1 protein-coding gene is annotated in these 602 nt (G+C 37.5%); it reads right to left on the minus strand.

Features of this window, described 5'->3' with window-relative positions; all coding sequences use genetic code 11:
• The coding region (locus BG20_RS09275; RefSeq protein ID WP_010194358.1) for a hypothetical protein at positions 1–602 on the minus strand (602 nt) is incomplete at both ends.

Below are 602 nucleotides of genomic sequence, written 5' to 3' on the forward strand. Positions count from 1 at the left end.
GGGAACGAGTGGACCAAACAGCATTGAAAATTCTCTTGCTTGTCCAGGAGTCAGAACAATGTTTCCGTTAGTAAAGTCAGTTGCAGCATATTTGAATGCCTTTTCACCATTCCAAACATCATAGCTACAAATGGATGGACCAGTGCACATCAAAGAGACATTCTCATTTGAACCTGTATTTTTAACAAGCATTTTGATGGTCAATAAGGCTTGTCCAGAATCACTTACCTCAAACTCAGGACCTACAAAATAAAATGTTGCAGGACCAACTACATACTGAGTAGCTGTTTGAACATATTCATATTCTGTGATTTTTAGTTTTGCTGCTCTTTCACAATTTAATCTTTCATATGCTTTAATAACATCAGCACACTTTTCCAAGTCTGCTTGTAGTGAAGCGAGTTTTGAATCAGAAGCATCTGAAACAGGGTTTGTTGATTTTGATTCAGTAGTAATTGTAATTACTCCAGTCTTTATCAGATGCTGAATACCATTTACAAATTCAGCATCTGTGATAGTTCCGTCTGCCCACCATCCGGCATTATTCTTTACCCAAACTGGTACAGATTGAGATTTCTCTGCAGATACTTCTGTTACTGGAA

This window comes from Candidatus Nitrosarchaeum limnium BG20 (genome assembly GCF_000241145.1).
GTDB classification, from domain to species: domain Archaea; phylum Thermoproteota; class Nitrososphaeria; order Nitrososphaerales; family Nitrosopumilaceae; genus Nitrosarchaeum; species Nitrosarchaeum limnae.